The following is an 18676-nucleotide window of genomic DNA, read 5'->3' as shown; positions in this document are numbered from 1 at the left end:
TTTTCTCCGGAGGCGCATATCAATCGGAATCATAGCCAAAGACTTTGTATACTAGCTCTACAAAACTAATATCGAATGACTCGAGAACCATCGTAGACAGTCGACCGGATGATCTGAAGGGGATGCCCGGCCCGACGCCCCTGGCGGTCGTCGGCGCTCAAAAGGAGAAACGTGGCAAAGGGTAATTTGAGTGGAAAAGTCCTGGCCGGCCTGATGGCTATGGCCATGTTGATACCCACCATGGCTATAGCCGATGGTGGGCAGACGGCTGGTGCACAGACCACCGCTTCCACATCAACATCCGCAACGACGCAAGCACAACAGACGACTGTGACAAACCAGGCATCATCCACGTCGACCCAAACCTCGACTCCACAGTTAGACGCTGCCACGTCTGGAGCAGCCCAAACCACTCAGAAGTCGAAGTCAACCTCCCCGAACCAGGCCGCGCCCATACAACCCAGCAGAAGGCCGACCGCCAAATCGGTAATCAAGGACACGCTGGACACCGACGACGCCGTGGTCACCACACTGTCCCAGGCCTCCCGCTCCACTGGCACGGCCCCTTTCGACAGCGACAACAACCCAGGCGACGACCACGATGCGGACAATGCCATAGTGCGCACTTTCGATAAGATGTCCTACACCTACTCTTTCGCCGTAAATACCCGCAGCGAGACAACCAGTTACCGCCGGGGCCGAATAGGCTTCCAATTCAAACTGAGCCAGCCCGAGGATCAGGTCACCTTTGATGTGGCTTCGATGGGCTGGGTGGACAATACGCAGGGATACAAGCCAAAGCAAACTACAGAGATCATCAACGGTCAGCCCACACAGGTGCTTACCGTTTACAGGCTGCTCGCTGCCACACAGAATATGTCTACCGTCATTCCGGGATCCTCCAGCGTCACTCTGGTCCTCCGGGTCCGAAGCATGCCCAATGGCAGCAAATTCGCCCCAGAGATCCAGGCCTGGGGCGCTCCGGATGCCACCACCAAGACCGATCCTGCTTCAACCACGTCCGATGAGATCACCGTATCGGCCAAGCTCAATCTGAACCTGCGAATCACTGGCGGAACCAATGAAGGCTCCGGCAACCAAACCTTCGATTTCAACACCCCAGCCGCCAGCAATTACCCCAACCATGAGCTGGGCAAGCGCAAGGGGATCATCAGCAAGTTCAACTGGGCCGTTGACATGCGTTGGCCCGATCGAACCAAGGGTCTCAAGGGTCTGGAGGTTCCCACTGGCCCCATAACCTTCTCCCTGTCGCTGAGCAATTTGTGGCAGACCGCCAGCGGAGATGCCTACCCGAAAATAGAGGATCTGCAACCCTACTTCTGGGACATCGGCACCATCGATGGCGACTTCAACAACAGCGGGCGCAACACCGGCGATCAGGGCTGGAAACCCACTCTCAGCAACTATGGCTATGCCCGATCCACGGGTGGCGATGCCGGGAAGGACCGGGTCCAAGGCAATGGTCAATACACCGTGGCTGAACAGCGCAGCAACCAGGGCCTTAGGCTGGACCTGACGTTGAAGGATTATAAAACCAACGACCCCTTCCCATACCTGGGGCATACCCATGCGCCAGGCACCAACTGCACCCCTGCCCTGGCCTCGACTGACTGCACGCGACAGGAAGTGGCCGAAATCTCCACTGGCTACCTATATGTCTTCAACCCCTCTACTGTCGGAGGCAAGGACGTGGCCAACTACTATGGACAGACCGGTCTCAGCCTGCAGAGCAAGGTCAATGACGGCAACCTGGGTGCGAAATCGCTATCAAACCAGTCTTTACCCCTTGCCTCTGGCCCCACGGACACGTCAAACCAACCCGACCAGTCCGATGACATGTGGCACAACGTCATCTTCACGCTAGGCTCCGAAACATCAAAGGCAGGCATCAGCAACATCATTCAGTACAGTTGCATGACGGCTTCCAACTTTTTTGATAACGGCGTGGACTGCGGGTGGTGGAACGCTCCTGACAATCTACGGGGGACCGACTCAGCAGTCTCAGGAACCCAAGTGCGGGTAACGGCCGGCTTCAACTTCAAAACCAGCAAGGCCGATCTGCCTCTGCTGGGAATGTCCTTGGTCAAAATCGACCCAAAAGTAGTTGGGCTGCCGGACTCCGACAGCCTGGATCTTCCCTGGGGCAATGGCATCTGGCAGAACGGCAAATACAACGATACAACGAGCGATAAAAACCCGTTGCTGGACCTGGTCATGTACGCCACCAAACCCGACGGGAAGGACTGGAAAAACGACACTGAGCAAGCCAATGCCGACATAGAGAATCTGAACTTCTACAGCACACAGGAGGAAGCAAAGAAGCATGGCACGGTTGTAGGCATGCTGCTGGGCGGGCGCACCGCCGCGCCCTCCAGGTTTGCCGAAGAGAATTCCCGATTCGGCTTCGGCGGATTTGTGATCAACGTCCTCCCCGACGCCAAAGTAGGTTCGGTGGCCCAGCTGACATCAGTGTCGCGCACCTTCACCCGCAGCCAATTAGCAGCTATGGCCGGGCTGAGCCCCGAGAACTCCAGCGATCAGGAATGGGAGAACTGGGCCGAGAAGCAGAACCCATACGATCTGGCCAAAATAAAATCTCCTGTCTTAACCACCCCCGTCGGAGGCTATACCAAGGCCCGCTATGATCAAATAAACGGTTACCTGGGCGGGGACACCGGCGGCAATGAACACGGGGACAGCCTCTATGTAGCCGGCGAAACCAACACCATCTCCAACGCCGTAGCACAAACAAGCACCAATTCCAAACCCAAAGACTATTTTGACATAGACAGCGATCAACGGTTCGTTGACTGGCGGCTAACCATCAACACCGGCACTTCAGCTTCCCAGGCCAACAAGGGCGCCAAAACCGAACTCTACATCACCGACAAACTACCAGCAAAGCTCCACTACATTCCCGGCAGCGCCCGATTGGGCGGCACATATACGGAAGCCACGCCTGAAATGGGCCACATAGAGGGCGGAACCGCCTGTGAGCCATCAGTGAGCACGGACTCCGAAACCGGAATCACCACTCTGTCCTGGACACTGACCAACATCCCTGTGGACGGCAACAACCGCATCATCCACTTCTCCACCTCCCTGGGCGACCTGACTGACCCCAGCAAAGACATCGGTCCCGACGAAAATCTGATGACCTCGGCCACAGTTCAGTCAAAACAGAATATGTCCCAGCCCAACACATACTTGAAGACTGCCGACTCCTTCACCATCCACGCTTGGCGGACCAACACCACCAGCCTTTCCACTTCGGCCGTACGGGATACCAATGAAGCCGGTGCACCAATCGGTTTCACCAACATGCTGAGCAGCACCGCAGGCAGTGGCAAGCAGCATCACTATGCCATCGACATCATGCCGTACAAACAGGCAAGCGGCAAACCCGACTTCCACGGGGAACCTACTTTTGCCGATATGAGCATAAAAGCTTCGGCGGGGGCTGGTCTGAGCGGAATCACCATCCGCTACACCACAGATTCTCGATGGCGGGTGAATGACACGAGTTTCATACAATCCCAGGATTACCTCTCTTGGAGCAAGGCTGACTTTGACCCAACAAGCGGCGAAGTGAAAATGCCTGGAAACGTGGTCGCCTGGGCCTTCATCATTGATGGGCAGCCCAACCAATTCCGCTATGACATCACTTTCCATATAAACCCCGGAAACAACTCCCCCGGCGACCTCTATCGGAATCGCTGGGGCAATGCACTGAACCAAATGCCTGCCCAGGCCATGGTTGTTCAACGTTCCATCAGTGGCATCGTATGGTACGACGTCAATGGGGACGGTGTCCGCTCTTCGGAAGATATTCTGCTTAAAGATGTGAAAGTGACCCTGCTCAACGATACTGACAACAAGCCCGCCAAGTCAGTCGTCACCCCAAATGATGATCTGAGCACAGCATCTGATTCCCAGGGCAAGTACGAACTGACCAATATACCGGCAGGGAAATTCCACCTGCGCTTCGACCCCGCCCCGAACACGAACTGGACCCACCTGACTACAACAATCCAAAAGGCCAGCGGAGCCAGCCCGAGCGAAAACTCCTCAGCAAGCGACATACTGGAAGACGGAGCCATGAAAGGCGCCGTCATCAACGATATTGATTTCCAGAAGGCCGAGGATATGGTTGACGCGGCCAGCCAATCCCTGGACTACAACAACTGCGGCCTGACGGGAACAATGGACACCGATGAAGTGTCTGCCGGAGTCAAAGTACGGATTCAAGGCAGGAACTGGCTCAGTACAGACTCCTTTACATTAACCGTCGAGCCCCTGGAAGGCGCACCCTCCGCAGCGTTGCCCAGCCAAATCATCATAAACACCGACAACCAAGATACCCAGGTGCCCGTCAACGTGTATGCTCTGCCCCACGATGGCAGCTACAAGTATCGTATACACCAGGAAACCGGCTCCATTCCTGGCCTGACATATGATCAGAGCGTTGCAATCCTGACCATCACTTTGACAACCTATTCAGCTCAGTTACACCGTACCGCCAAGGCGCAGTGGACTGACAGCAAGGGCATCAAGGTAGACACGGCGGTCTTCACCAACACCTACCAGACCCAGCCGGCCAAGCCCGACGACCCTGGCAACCCTGGCAACCCTGGCAACCCTGGCAACCCTGGCAACCCTGACTCTGGCGACACCGGCAACCCCAGCAACACCGGCAACCCCAGCAACCCCGGCGACTCCAGCAACCCCGACAACACCGGTAACACCGGTAACACCGGCAACCCCAGCGACTCCGGCAACTCCAACAACTCCAACAACTCCGGAGAGCATGACAAGCCGAATCCGCCGGTGGAACCGAGCAAGCCGGTCGAGTCCGATCATGCACCTAGCAAACCGGAACAAACCAGAAATAGCCAAAAACCAGTGCCAGGAAGCCAATCTTCTGATGACCAAGCGAAGTCCTCTACGAATTCCCCATCCCTAGCCGACTCCGGCTCAGACATAGTCATTCCTGCAGCTCTGGCTGTCGGCACTGCCGTTCTCGGCCTGGCGCTGATGTATCTGCTTCGGCATCGCAGGGATCAGGAGACCGAGCTGGACTGAGAGTTCCCTCCTCTTCGCCAATGTCAGGCACCTATGGCGAACCTCACGGTTCCTTGCCCCTATTTGCAGGCGGAATTTGGTATTCTTGCAAGTGGAAGGAATCTTGCATCCAGGGGTCGCTGTCGACGATGGACGGTCACCCGAAAAGTCATGGCCCTGCATGGTCATGGCGTTGATTGTCACACGTGCAGGCCGTCACACAGAAAGGTCAGTCATGGTAGACGATACAGTCATTGTTGTTGATACTTCCATGTTCGGAAAAGATGCCGCAGCGAAGACCGCCAAGGCCAACGAGGTTGCCCGCAAGTACGGCATCAGCGACGAAGCCCTCCAGAAGGTCGAGGATTACAAGAATCAGTTGAGCTACCACCAGGCATGGGACCTGCCTTTCCTGGGCTACGTGGACGAGGACGGCTATGGATATGCCTACGTACCCAATAAGGCTGTCGCAGCTGATGGCTGGGATGCCCATAAGGCCTTTCTGGACCTGCCCGATGATGCCCAGACGGCCTTCGCCATCCGCATGCTCTTCACCCATCGCGATGTCGACCGCCACGGTGCGGAGATGTTCCTTCACCACGGCCGCGGACTGACAGTCCGCTTCCAGGAGCCCACCTCAGCCAGCTACTGAGTTCGAGCTGTCTAACTAACTCGACCCCCGGTCCTGTCGTAATAACCCCCTGACAAGGCTAGGGGCTTTTCCATGCCGACGATCAAGGCAGAAGTCCCATCCAGGCAGGAGCCAGCACACCGATGCAGGCTCCAATGATCGGCCCAACAAAGGGTATCCATGCGTAGCTCCAGTCCGCGTCCTTCTTGCCGGACATGGGCAGAAGACAGTATGCCAATCGTGCGGAAAAGTCACGTGCAGGATTCATGGCCGCACCAGAAACCCCACCCAAGGCCATAACCAGAACCGTGATGACCAGGGCCACACCCAGAGGCCCGACCTGCGTAGGAGTCCCCCCATTGAGGAAAACCCAGGAAACCAGTATGGCCGTGCCAATGGCCTCCGATGTAAGATTCCAGAAATTCGAACGTATGGCCGGCTTGGTGCAAAAAACCATGAGTTTGGTATCTGTATCGGTCGAAAGTTCGAAATGCTTGCGAGTGCCCAGGTAGCCCAGGCAGGAGCCAAAGAAAGCCCCAAGGAACTGGGCAAAAATGAAGATGGCCACATTGGCCATGGTGACCGGAATGCCGCCCTTGCCCATGGCCAAACCGTTCAAGGTCGCTTGTGGATCAATCCAGTGGCCGACCACCCTGGCCAGCGTCACTGCCGGATTCAGATGGCCGCCAGTTCTCCACCCCGCATATACGCCCACATAGACAGCAAGACCCCAGCCCAGCGATGCGTTGATCCAGTCGGATCGATAAGCCCCTGTCTTGGGGAGCGACCTGCTGGCGGCGACCATGACCGCGATGGCCATCATAAGGGCGGTGCCCATGAACTCCGAGCAGAACATCTGCACACCGCTGATCATGCTCTCTCCTTTAGCTTCCCGTAATCAAAGGAGCTGAAAAATGGCCAGGCTCCCATAACCCGAATAATCGACCGTTGCCAAATCGACAAGCCCGCAGTGGCACAACCGTCAATCTGCTCATACACATAGTCTTTCGATTTGACTACCACATCAAGAATAACCGGAACCGTGGCCCGAGGACCTCGCCATCAATGATGGCAGCACATTCAAAATCGCTGAGTCTTAGTTTCGAGTAGATTCATGTCAGTACGGGATCAGCCCAGCAGGGCCAGAAGGTCTTTTCTGCTCAGCCTGGCCACGCTGGAGGCGCCGGTAGAGGCGGCCGAATCGACAAAGCGCGATGCCAGGTCGCTCTTGCTGTGCTGCAGGTTGAGGATGCGTTCCTCGATGGTGTCCTTGGCTACGATCTGGTAGACGTTGACATCCTGGGTCTGGCCGATCCGGTGGGCGCGGTCGTTGGCCTGCTCCTGGGCAGCGGCGTTCCACCAAGGGTCCGCATGAACCACCACACAGGCTCCGGTCAGGTTAAGCCCGGTGTTGCCGGCCTTCAGGGAGATCAGAAAAACCGGCGTGGCATCCCTATTGAACTGTTCCACCAGCTCCAGCCGACGCTTCTTGGATGTGGCGCCGGTGATCAGATCGTAGGACACGTCCAGCCGACGCAGCCGTTGGGCTATCAGGTCCAGGTAGGAGGTGAACTGGGAGAAGATCAGCATCTTGCGTCCGGCATCCTGGCAGGAGACCACCAGATCCTCGATGGCATCCAGTTTGGCTGAATCGCCCCGCCGGTCACGACCTTGATCCTGATAGACCAGACGCGGATCGCAGCAGACCTCCCGCAGCCTGGTCAGCTGGGCCAGGACCTGGATTTTGCCGACTTCGTACTCCTGATCCCTTTCCTTGTTGAGCGTAGCCCTCAGCTCCTGCTCCAGAGCAGCATAGAGCTTGCGCTGACGACCTTGCAGGGGCACGCTGATCACGTTTTCGATCTTCTCGGGCAGATCTGTCAGCACCTGTGACTTGAGCCGGCGCAGAATGAAGGGTCCCACCAAGGCCTGGAGCCGGGACTGGGCATCCTGATCGCCGCTGAGTATAGGCATTTCGAAGCGGTCCCGGAACCGGGAGTAGGGGCCCAACATCCCGGGCATCAGGAAGTCGAAGATGCTCCAAAGCTCAGACAGCCGGTTCTCGATGGGTGTGCCGGTCAGGGCGAACCGATGCAGACTGTCCAGAGCGCGTACGGCCCGGGCTGCCTTGGTGGCATGGTTCTTGATGTACTGGGCCTCATCCAAGACCAAGGCATACCAGGGCAGGCTCCGATACCGGTCTAGGTCCCGCCTAAGCAGGTCGTAAGAGGTAATCAGCAGGTCGTAGGATCTGGCCCGATCCAGCAGTGCCTGACGCTGGCTACGCCCCCCGGCCAGGACCGCCACCCGCAGATCCGGTGTAAAACGACGGCACTCGGCCTCCCAGTTGTAGACCAAGGAGGCCGGACAGACGATCAGCGAAGGTCCTCGGTCCCTGGCCTGATCCTTACGGGAGAGCAGGTAAGCCAACATCTGTATGGTCTTGCCCAGGCCCATCTCATCGGCCAGGATGCCACCGAATCCGCGGTCGCTCAAGGTGCATAGCCAACGCAGCCCTTCTACCTGATAGGGTCTGAGTTGCCCGCGCAGCCCGTCGGGGACCTTGAACTCCTGAGGGTCAGGCTTGCGCTCCTTCAGGTAGTCGCGGAAGCTGGAATCACGGTCCTGCTCGGGTACCAGCGCATCCAGGTAGCCGAGCTGGAATTCAGGCACACGGACCGGCCCCTTGGCCAGATCAGCCGGGTCGATGCCCAGATCTTGGGCCAGGGTGTCCACAGCATCGGTATTCAGATCAGCCAACTCGACGAAAGCCCCATTGCGCAGACGATGGAAGCGCCGACGACGGCGATGGTCAGCCAGAATGGCGGCGGCCTCCTCGGGCCGTACCTCATCGGCGATGGGAGAGATCTCAACCAGACCAGAGCGCACCCGCACACCCACACGAATCTGCGGATGAGAGACGACGCTCAGTCCGTCGAAGGCCGGGGTGGAAAAAACCCGTCCCAGACTCTTGAGCACGGGCAGACCCTGTATCAGCAGGGTGTGGATGGCCTCCTCGTTCTCCTCGGGGATGCGGGCCAATCCCCCATCCATCAGGGGGAAATAGCGGCGGACCGTCTGCCGGGCCAGAGACTCGCTCTCCCGATCTCTGCCAGGTTCATCCTCCGAGCCGGGATCAGCGCCGACGGACACAAGACGATCTCCATAGCGGGCTTTGAGGTCACAACTGACCCCCTGCTGATCCCTGTCCAGGTAAAGCTCGATCCTGCAGGGCGGCCGTCGGCGGGCATCCAGCTCTTCAGGCAGTGTGGCGGAGAGCCCGGATCCTTCCTGGGCACCCTGATCCAGGTCAGGCAGGACGGTCCTGGCGAACAGGTCCAGGTCGTCGGCGTCCAGATGCAGATCCCGATCCTCGCCAGGGCGGCAAAGGGTTTCCAGCAGGTCCCGATGACGCATGAAACGCGCGCTGCAACGGTGGATGACTGGTCCCGAATCCAGCCCTAAACCAGGCTGAGAGGGGCGCACGATAACGAAGGAATGGGCCTGGCCTACGATGAAGCGCTCCACGGCCAGGGCATGAGTGATCCGGTAGCCGTCCGCCTCCTTGCTGACTGCGATGCCAGGGTCCGGATCTCCGCCGACCACGGGGGCAGGCATGGTCTGCAGGAAGGAATCCTCGGGAGGCGTGTAATCCAGGGTGAGCCCGGAATCTACAAACAGGTCGAGGATCTGCGCAACCTCGTCGTCGCTGAGCCGGATCCCCGCCAATCCTGCGCGTGTAAGACGGCGACGCATGCCCCCCTCCTGTTCGGCCAGGCTGCGGCGGATGGCGCCAGCTCTCTCCAGGATGGTCAGCAAAGCCTGGGCCCGGTCATCAAAGGTGTCACGGGAATGGATGAAGGCCAGCCGCCGTCCGTAAGACATGAATTCGCCCTGGTCCACGGCACGCAGCAGGGCCGGCAGGTCCTTGACCAGGTAGGCGACCCCGTGGGAGGACAGGGTGATATGCAGACGGACCAGCCAACCGCCGCGCTCACTGGTCAGGTCGGGGATCAGTCCGACCGAGCCGATGGGCAGGTGACGGCCGCCGACCGGTCCGTTCTCCTGCTTGAGCAGGCTCAGCTGGCGGTCACGAAAGGCCTGCCGCCGCCGACCCTCCTGCCGGTGCATGTAGGCTGCCAAGGGTCCTGAGGTCGAGCGGGCGGACCGGGATCGACCCTCGTCACCGGTCCAGTCATCCGATCCTGCAAAGGCCTGGCTGGACTCGTTATAGGCCATGATCAGGGCGACTACATGCTTGCATGCAGGACCCTGGCGCCCAAAGGCCCGGCAGGTGCAGGAGGAGTCGATGACCCGATGGGCCTGCTCGTCCAGCCGAGCCTGAACCATGCAGTCGCCATCCGGCTGATAGGTGGCAGGCACACGTCCCTTGAGGACGGTCAAAGCCCCCAGGTGTCGCAGGCACAAGTCTGTAAAGCGACGGTCATCCAGCAGTTGATGGGCACGGAAGTAGGCCTTGCCGCCCAATCGACGCAGAGCAGCGTCAGAGATGGTGTCCGGATCACCAAAGGTCCGCCCCTCCTCCTCATCACCCGGATCATAGAAGCCATGGCCTCCTGAGCCAGCGGCTCTTGACCCGTAGACCGTTGCATGCCAATCCACACGCACCCTCCTTATGGTCTCTGACGACCATTCCCGAGCATAACCTTTTCCATCCCGACGCGGCACGCCTTCGGCGAAGCGAGTAGACATGCCGACTTACGAAAAAATTGCCGCCTCCCTAAGATGGCGTGCTGTTTGTCTGAAGAAGGAGATCATTATCGTGCAAAACACGTCCACCTCTGCCTCCGTTCACCGGTCACGACCGGCCGTCCCCCACCCCTGGCCGGCCATCGCCGCGCTGATGATCGGGGCCTTCGTGGGCATGCTGAGCGAAACCTCGCTCAATATCGCCCTGCCCAACCTGATGGAGAGCTTCCAAATCCCCGCTGCCACCGTGCAGTGGCTGGTGACGGGGTACATGCTGGTCATCGGCATCGTCCTGCCCTTCTCCAGCCTGATCTCCAAGTGGTTCACCACCAGGCAGACCGTGATCTTCGGTCTGGTCGCCTTCCTGGCGGGCTCGATCATCTCGGCCATGGCACCCACCTTCCCTGTCCTGTTGGCTGGACGGCTGATCCAGGGCATCGGCACGGGCCTGATCCTGCCGCTCATGTTCACCGTGGCCATGCTGATCTTCCCGCCTGCCCGTCTGGGCACGGTCATGGGCATGTGCGCCTTGGTCATCATGTTCGCCCCCGCCATCGGCCCGACCCTGACCGGGATCATCCTGGGCAAGCTGACCTGGCACTGGATCTTCTGGTTCTTCACCCCATTCCTGGTTGTGGCCCTGATCTTCGCCGTCTGCTTCCTGAAGAACGTTGGCACCATCACCCACCAGCGGCCCGATCTGGCCTCCATTCTGGAATCCATTGTCGGCTTCGGCGGACTGGTGGCAGGTGTCAGCCTGGCCAGCCGGTTCGGATGGCTCTCCCCGGTCACCCTGACCATTCTGGTCGTGGCCCTAGTAGCCCTGGTCCTCTATATTCGTCGTCAGTTGGGCCTGGAACACCCGGTGCTCAACCTGCGCATCTTCTCCATCCCGGCCTTCCGCTACGGCGCCACCCTGGTCATGTTGGACTTCGCAGTCATCCTCTCCTCCATGTATCTGCTGCCTCAGTTCCTGCAGCGTGGGCTGCTCCTGCCCGTGGCCATGACCGGCATCCTCATGCTGCCCGGCGGGGCCATCAACGCCCTGGTCTCGGCCTTCGCCGGCCGGCTCTACGACGGCTTCGGGGCTCGTATGCCCGTCCGCTGCGGATTTCTTATCGCACTGTTGGGAACGATCATCCTCCTGTTCACCGGCCCGCACACCCCTGTGGCCCTGGTGGTGGCAGCCCACATCATCCTCATGATCGGCTGCCCCTTGGCCATGTCGCCAGCACAGACCTACGCGCTCAACTCTCTGAGTGGCCCGCAGTCCGGCGACGGGAGCACCATCATCAACACCATGCAGCAGATCGTAGGAGCCGTGTCCACAGCCATCACCACCTCCCTGCTGGCCATGGGCGAGGGTCAGGCAGCCGGAGTTGATAAAGCCCAGGCCTTCACCAAGGGGACCCACTATGGATTGATATTCACCCTGGTGCTGATCCTGGCTGCTCTGGCCGTCTCCCTGAAGGTGCGCAACTTCTCCCACGCCGCGCAGCCAGAGGCCGATCGAGACATTCAGCAAGCTCCAAGTTCGCACCGCTAGCTTGGGAACGTCCCTGGCTAGACTGGAGGACGGCGACCGGACTTAAGGCCCGCCATCGCGGGCCGCCCGGTCATCCCTGGAACGCTATCAGGAAGGGTGTCATGTTCGTTCTCAAGAACGCCTGGTTCACCATCAGGCGGCATGCGGCGCGGAGCCTGGTCATGGTTCTGGCCTGTCTGGTCGTGGCGGCGCTGGCCACGGCAGCAGCCACCGTGCTCCAAGCTGACACCAAGGCACGTACCACAGACTACGAATCCCAACAGGTGGATGCCGTCATCAGCCCGCGCAAGGGGACCAAGGCCTCCCCCCTGGGCTGGAACGAGTATTCCAAGTACGCCCAGCGCCTGCAGATGGATGGCATGCAGTACAAGGCCTACTTCCATGAGACCGCCGACATCAACCCGGAGGGACTGACCCAGTCAGGCACTTACTCCCTGGTGGGCGTCTCAGACAAGCAGGCCGAGCCCACCCTGCCTCATGGTCCCTTCGTGCTGGACCAGGGCAAGGGGCTGGACTACGCCTCGCAGAATACCTCCGGCACCCAGACCGTGCTGATCTCCAAGCAGATGGCACAGGCCAACAAGCTCAAGGTGGGCGACACCCTGACCATCAAGGATCCCCGCCAGCAGGATCAGCAGGTCAAGCTGACCGTCTCGGGCATCTATCACTACCGCAAGGCCGCCGACCAGGCAGCCAACCGGGCCATCTACACGGCCTATCCCACCTTTGCCATGCTGGGGTTGGATACGGCCAGCAAACCCGGTGACCCTGGCCATGAGCTGCTGGTGGCCTTCGTCCTGGATTCGCCGAGCACCTACCAAAAGTTCATCAAGGAGCTCCGCAAGGACGGGCTCAAGGCCTCGCAGTACGACATAGACTCTCCCAGCCTGAAGGACTATCAGCGGCGGATGGAGCCGGTCCACCAGGCTGCCGACCAGGCGCGAACTGTCATCATCCTGGTCTGCCTGCTGGGCGGGCTGATTCTGCTGGGTTGCCTATTCCTCATGCTGCACGGCCGCACCAACGAAATCGGCATGGCCATCACCATCGGTGTCCACAAGGCCCGGCTGGGCTGGCAGTTTGCCTTGGAGACCCTCTTGCTCACCCTGCCCGGACTGGCCTTGGGCCTGGCGCTGGGCACCGCGATCAGTCGGCCGCTGGGGCGGTCGCTCTTCCATCTGGGGAGCCTGGCCAGCATGCCTCATGCTGGCCTGATCTGGAAGATAATCCTGATTGGCCTGGCCGTCTGCCTGGTCCTCGCTCTGGCAGCAGCCGCCAGAGTAGCGGCCTTCAGAACCGCCCAGCTATACACCAACGACCTGGAGGACGAGGCATGAGCGAAAAGACATCGGACCAGCAGCCAGACGAAGAGTCCCAGGCAACTACTGATCAGAAACAGACCGATCAGAAGCAAGCCGCTCAGACAAGGGCCGAAGCTGAGCAAACAGCCGACGAGAGCACCAACGCCGAACCCATGTCCGAACCCAGCACAGGGTCGGAGACGGAAACGGAATCCAAGGAAGAAGCAACCACTCAGACGGACAAAAAGACCGAGGAGGATAATTCTTCAGAAGAAGATGTCTCACTGGCTGCCTTCAAAGTGGTCATTGAGCATGAAGATACCGAAGATCTCGATGACGATCAGGAAGAGGACCCGCTGTTGGATACCGATGACCAACGGGTGCTGGTTCCTGGAGGCTACCCGGTGCTTTCCCTGAAGCACGTGGATTATACGCGCAAGATCCAGGGTCGCTCCGAACAGATTCTGGACGATGTCGATCTGGAATTCCAGCGTCGCCGCATCTACTCGGTGGAGACCACCTCCCCTTCCGTACGAGCCGCCATGATGGCCTTGATGACTGGCCTGCGCGCCCCCACCCAGGGCAGTGTGCTCTTCCGGGGCACAGATCTGCGCCAGTTGCTGGCCTCCGACTATCGGGGCCACCAAATTGGGGCCATCTTTGGCACCGATGCCCTGAGGCACGACCTGACCGCTGTGCAGAATCTTGTCTACACCATGGATGCCAGCGGCCGCACCTTCCTGGGCCCCAAGGACAATCTGGCCCGTCAACTGCTGGACGAGGTCGGCTTCCCGGAGCGTCTGCAGGACAAACTGACCGCTGATCTGGGCCACCTGGACTTCCGCCTGGCCTCCGTGGCCCGAGCCCTGTGCTGCGAGTGCGATGTGCTTATCGCCGACGAACCCACCGAAGGGCTGGAGCCGGGCGATTGGGATACCCTGCTGGCCACCCTGAAGCGGGTCTCCCGCCGTCATGACTGCACCGTGATCATCCTGACCTCGGGCGGTTCGGACACTGTAGACGAGGGCACCTACGACGACCGATTCATCGTCGATTGAGCCTCAGCCTTCCGGACCGAAGACGGATGGCACTGCACTGATTTGTTCGGTCATCACCCATGAGGAGTGGATACCCCGGGTCATGGCCGAACAAATCGATTTGTGCAACAAGGACCCACATCGGCAACGGGGAATCATTCTGCACCATCACCATGGATTCGGACCCATTCGGGATGTCGGCGTCAAGGAAGCCATATGGATCACCCCAGGGCTGCTGATTGCCCAGAACGCCTGGCTGGTATCCCACGGCCGTCCCTCATGGGCCCTGTCAGCCCCACCGACCATGTGGCTGGATGGACTGGACCAGTCTCTGACCGGACGCAGAATTCTGACTGTGACGGCCGAAACCATTCTGACCTGGCGCCGACTGCCATCGGGCTTGGGGCAGCGCCCCTGGTCGCAGCTGGCCGTCGGTCGTGTATCGGGCCTGCCTGCAGCCCGGCGAAACCTTGAAGATCTGCAGAGCAAGCTGCGGACGGCCCCTGCGCAATCGTTGATTCGCATCCAGACCCACCTGCCCGATATCCAAGAGGAGTGGCGGGTCATCATCAACAAGGGACGGATTGCAGCATCCAGCGGATACTGCCTGCATGAGGGCGAGGACTCCAGAGTCATCACCACGATTTTTGACGGTGCAGTTTTCGATCCCAAACACCGAACAATCGCCGAGGACTGCGCCCTCCAGGCAGCCAATGGTCGATCTTCTGCTTCAATCAGCGTGGACCTGGCCTTCCTCCGCGGGTCGGATCGGCCGCTGATTTTGGAGGGAAACCCAGTCTGGTGCGCAGCCCCTTACGCTTACGGGCCACAGGGCATGATCTCTTTTCTGAAAGCCGTCGCGGACTGCCGGACCGATCCAGTCGACCCCTATCAACCAGACCCGTGGATGGCGCGCGAATTCGCTGGTCGTTTCCGCAGTTCCTGGGGGTCGACCCGACCGGATCAGACGATGGTCATGCCGTAGTACTTAGCCAGGGGCTGCAGATCCGGCACCCCGTATCGGGCCACCAGTTGCCTCCAACGGGCCAGATTGTCGGGACCATATTTGGCCGTGCGCTTGGCGGCAGTAGGCTCGGAGACGAAGATAGGCGGCTGGTGCTTGCTGTGGAACTTGTCCGCATACATGACCACCTCCTGCTCAGGATTGACCGGCAGGTAGTCGTCCGGCGGCAGGTTCAGATGCTCCTCCTCCACCTGGCGACGGGTCAGCCCCACCCCGGTATGGTTGCGGGCGAACTGGGCCACCGACTCGTCCACGCCAGCGTCCAGCAGCAGACGATAGCCCTCCAGCCCGTGCTCGATGTACCGCTCACCCTGGAAGGTCAGGGGCCGGCCCTGAGAACCGTCGTCCTTGAGGATCCGGTAGGTACCAATGTCATGCAGCAGGGCGCCTATGCGGACCAGGTCACGGTCCAACGGCCGTTCGGGCAGGACCCCGTCAGGGTCATCACCACGCGACAGGCGCTCGTTGACCTGGTCGGTCATGCGCACCGCGAGCGCGGCAATGATCTGGCAGTGGGTGTGTATCAGTTCATAGGCGGCTTGGGAGGGCGCATACTGACGATGCAGGGCCTCAGCCATGGGAACATTGGGAATCATACCGACCATTCTAGGGATCCTTGCCGCAAATGTGACCTTTGCGACGCTTATGCACACTTCAGCGGATAATCAGCCCTGCCCTTCTGCTGCCGACAGTACACTGGGAGCCACGGTATTTCACGAGGAGCACTATGGACACTTCACCACTTGCGCGCTCCGCCGACCAGCCCACTCCCCCCGACGAGGACGGCGGCCGACAGGCGCCCTGGCACAACCCCTTGCTGGACCCGCGCGATCTGCGCATGCCGCGCATCGCAGGACCCAGCTCATTGGTCATTTTCGGCGTCACCGGCGATCTGGCCAAGAAAAAGCTCTTGCCGGCCGTCTATGACCTGGCCAACCGGGGACTGTTGCCAGCCAGCTTCGGGCTGATCGGATTCGGACGGCGCGACTGGAGCGACCAGCAATTCGTCGCCTTTGCGGAGGAGAACGTCCGCGCCCACTGCCGCACCCCCTTCAACGAATCCACCTGGCGACATCTGAGCCAGGGCATGCGCTTCGTCAAAGGCAGCTTCGACGATGCCGAGGCCTTCCGCCACCTGTCGGCCACCGTCTCTGAGCTGGACCGGGTCCGTGGCACCCGTGGCAACCATGCCTTCTACATGTCGGTGCCGCCCAAGGCCTTCCCCCAGGTGGCCCGTCAGCTGGCCGAGTCGGGGCTCTCCCACTCCACCCAAGGGGCCTGGCGCCGCGTCATCATCGAGAAGCCCTTCGGTCACGACCTGGCCTCGGCCAAGGAGCTGGACCGAGTGGTCTCCGAGGTCTTCGAGCCGGATTCGGTCTTCCGCATCGACCACTATCTGGGCAAGGAGACCGTGCAGAACATCCTGGCCTTGCGCTTTGCCAACATGATGTTCGAGCCGGTCTGGAACTCCAACTACGTTTCCCATGTGCAGATCACCATGGCCGAGGACATGGGCATCGGCGGCAGGGCCGGCTACTACGACGGAATCGGAGCAGCCAGGGATGTGATCCAGAACCACCTCCTGCAGCTGATGGCCCTGACAGCCATGGAGGAGCCGGTCTCCTTCTCGGCTTCAGATCTGACAGCTGAAAAGACCAAGATCCTCTCAGCTGTCCACCTTCCCAAGGACCTGGCGGCCCACACCGCCCGAGGCCAGTACACGGCCGGCTGGCAGGGCTCCCAGCACGTGGTCGGCTACCTGGACGAGGACGGGATCGATCCCTCCTCCACCACCGAAACCTACGCGGCCATCAGGCTGGATGTGGACACCCGCCGTTGGGCCGGCGTCCCCTTCTACCTGCGGACAGGCAAGCGCCTGGGCAAGCGGGTCAGCGAGATCGCCATCGTCTTCAAGCGTGCCCCCCACCTGCCCTTCGAGGCCACAGCTACCCGGGAACTGGGCGCCAACGCCGTGGTCATCCGCGTACAGCCTGATGAGGGCGTGACCCTGCGTTTCGGAGCCAAGACCCCTGGCTCGGCCATGGAGGTGCGTGACGTCAACATGGACTTCTCCTACGGACGTTCCTTCACCGAGGCCTCCCCGGAGGCCTATGAGCGGCTGATCCTGGACGTGCTCCTGGGAGACCCGCCCCTCTTCCCCACCACCGAGGAGGTCAATCTGTCCTGGAAGATTCTGGACCCCATCGAGGAGTTCTGGGCCGGACAGGGCCAACCCCAGCCCTACCGCGCCGGCACCTGGGGTCCGCGGGAGGCAGATCTGATGCTGGCCCGCGACGGATACCACTGGAGGATGCCATGATCGTCAGACTGAACAACACCACCACCTCCGCCATCGCCCGGGAGATTGACGAGCTCCACGTGGAGCGGGGAGAGGCGGCCCAGGGACGGGTGCTGACCCTGGTCATCGTCACCGAGCAGGCCCATCTGGAGACGGCCCTGGAAACCGTAAACGCCGCAAGCCGCGAACACCCCTGCCGGGTTATCGCCATGGTGACCGACGCCGAAGACCATCAGGCCGAGCAGGAAGCGGATCAGAGGTTCGCTGCAGCACAGTCCTCTGAAGACTGCGTCTCCTACAAGAACACCGACCATGACGGCGACCGCACACTGGATGCCGAGATCCGCTTCGGCTCGGATGCCGGTGCCGGCGAGGTAGTGGTCCTGCGACCAGTGGGGGCTCTGCTGAACCATTCAGATGCTCTGGTCATCCCCCTCCTGGTGCCTGATGCCCCTCTGGTGGTTTGGTGGCCTACCAATCCGCCACTGGATCCCTCGCAGGATTCCATCGGAACCATGGCCGCAAGTAGAATCACTGATGCCATGGAGGCCGACGATCGTCAGGCTGCCTTCGCTGGGCTGCTGGCCCATTCGCGCGCTCAGGACGTGGACCTGTCCTGGACCAGGATCACCATCTGGCGGGCACAGCTGACCTCAATGGTGCAGCAGCCGCCCCACCTGCCCATCCGTTCGGTCAGGGTGACCGGCCAGGCCCACTACCTGCCATTGGAGCTCTTGGCCTCCTGGTTGGCACTGAAACTTAAGGTGCCGGTCACCGTCGAGCGCGATCCGAAGGCCCAGGCCGTCACCGGCGTCTACTTCGAACGCCCGGACGGAATCATGAGCATGGAGCGCCACAATGACGACCAGGCCCGAATCAACCAACCTGGACAAGCTTCACAGACCATTTCCATGCCCCTGCGCACCGCTGTGGACTGCATGAGCGAGGAACTGGGTCGTTTGGATCCTGACGAGGTCTATCAGGAGGTCATCCACGCCGGCTGGGGAATGGTCGACCACCAGTAGGCCCCGGCAGCGACTGAATTC

General features: G+C 60.4%; 11 protein-coding genes. 8 read left to right on the top strand and 3 right to left on the bottom strand.

Features of this window, described 5'->3' with window-relative positions; all coding sequences use genetic code 11:
- Positions 1-171 precede the first annotated feature (171 nt).
- Both H3V09_RS09115 and H3V09_RS07470 read left to right on the top strand, forming a co-directional pair.
- Positions 172-5103 carry an SdrD B-like domain-containing protein gene (locus H3V09_RS09115; RefSeq protein ID WP_198191555.1) on the top strand — a complete coding sequence of 1644 codons (4932 nt, stop codon included), beginning with the start codon at positions 172-174 and terminating at the stop codon, positions 5101-5103.
- A 214-nt stretch (positions 5104-5317) separates the two neighbouring features.
- Positions 5318-5734 (top strand): glycerophosphodiester phosphodiesterase, encoded by a 417-nt coding sequence (locus tag H3V09_RS07470; protein WP_198191556.1) that lies wholly within the window; start codon positions 5318-5320, stop codon positions 5732-5734.
- An 82-nt stretch (positions 5735-5816) separates the two neighbouring features.
- Here H3V09_RS07470 and H3V09_RS07465 read toward each other — a convergent pair whose 3' ends face one another.
- Both H3V09_RS07465 and H3V09_RS07460 read right to left on the bottom strand, forming a co-directional pair.
- Complete coding sequence (locus H3V09_RS07465) at positions 5817-6587, bottom strand: MIP/aquaporin family protein (RefSeq protein WP_046322340.1); 771 nt, start codon at positions 6585-6587, stop codon at positions 5817-5819.
- Between the two features lie 254 nt (positions 6588-6841).
- Positions 6842-10336 (bottom strand): SNF2-related protein, encoded by a 3495-nt coding sequence (locus H3V09_RS07460; protein ID WP_198191557.1) that lies wholly within the window; start codon positions 10334-10336, stop codon positions 6842-6844.
- 160 nt (positions 10337-10496) lie between these two features.
- Here H3V09_RS07460 and H3V09_RS07455 point away from each other — a divergent pair, with 160 nt between their 5' ends.
- From H3V09_RS07455 to H3V09_RS07440, 4 genes are all read left to right on the top strand, one after another.
- A complete protein-coding gene (locus tag H3V09_RS07455; protein ID WP_198191558.1) occupies positions 10497-11969 on the top strand; it encodes a DHA2 family efflux MFS transporter permease subunit in 1473 nt (490 codons plus the stop codon).
- 101 nt (positions 11970-12070) lie between these two features.
- Positions 12071-13306: an FtsX-like permease family protein gene (locus H3V09_RS07450; protein ID WP_198191559.1), complete on the top strand. Its 1236-nt coding sequence runs from the start codon at positions 12071-12073 to the stop codon at positions 13304-13306.
- Positions 13303-14328 (top strand): ATP-binding cassette domain-containing protein, encoded by a 1026-nt coding sequence (locus H3V09_RS07445; protein ID WP_198191560.1) that lies wholly within the window; start codon positions 13303-13305, stop codon positions 14326-14328. Before H3V09_RS07450 ends, H3V09_RS07445 begins: the two co-directional genes overlap by 4 nt.
- Before the next feature lie 82 nt (positions 14329-14410).
- Entirely contained in the window at positions 14411-15292 is an 882-nt protein-coding gene (locus H3V09_RS07440; RefSeq protein WP_198191561.1) for a hypothetical protein, read from the top strand.
- On the opposite strand, the gene H3V09_RS07435 is transcribed toward H3V09_RS07440, so the two are convergent.
- Positions 15271-15936: an HD domain-containing protein gene (locus H3V09_RS07435; RefSeq protein WP_198191562.1), complete on the bottom strand. Its 666-nt coding sequence runs from the start codon at positions 15934-15936 to the stop codon at positions 15271-15273. The two genes, H3V09_RS07440 and H3V09_RS07435, sit on opposite strands and share 22 nt — an antisense overlap.
- Positions 15937-16169: 233 nt before the next feature.
- Here H3V09_RS07435 and zwf point away from each other — a divergent pair, with 233 nt between their 5' ends.
- Both zwf and H3V09_RS07425 read left to right on the top strand, forming a co-directional pair.
- Positions 16170-17651 carry a glucose-6-phosphate dehydrogenase gene (gene zwf, locus H3V09_RS07430; RefSeq protein WP_232339538.1) on the top strand — a complete coding sequence of 494 codons (1482 nt, stop codon included), beginning with the start codon at positions 16170-16172 and terminating at the stop codon, positions 17649-17651.
- Entirely contained in the window at positions 17648-18655 is a 1008-nt protein-coding gene (locus tag H3V09_RS07425) for a glucose-6-phosphate dehydrogenase assembly protein OpcA (RefSeq protein ID WP_198191563.1), read from the top strand. The genes zwf and H3V09_RS07425 overlap by 4 nt, the downstream gene beginning before the upstream one ends.
- Positions 18656-18676 lie beyond the last annotated feature (21 nt).

It is taken from the genome of Bifidobacterium sp. M0399, assembly GCF_016100595.1.
Taxonomy (GTDB): Bacteria; Actinomycetota; Actinomycetes; order Actinomycetales; family Bifidobacteriaceae; genus Bombiscardovia; species Bombiscardovia polysaccharolytica.
Note: the sequence above shows the minus strand (reverse complement) of the source record. Positions and strands in the feature narration are given on the sequence as shown.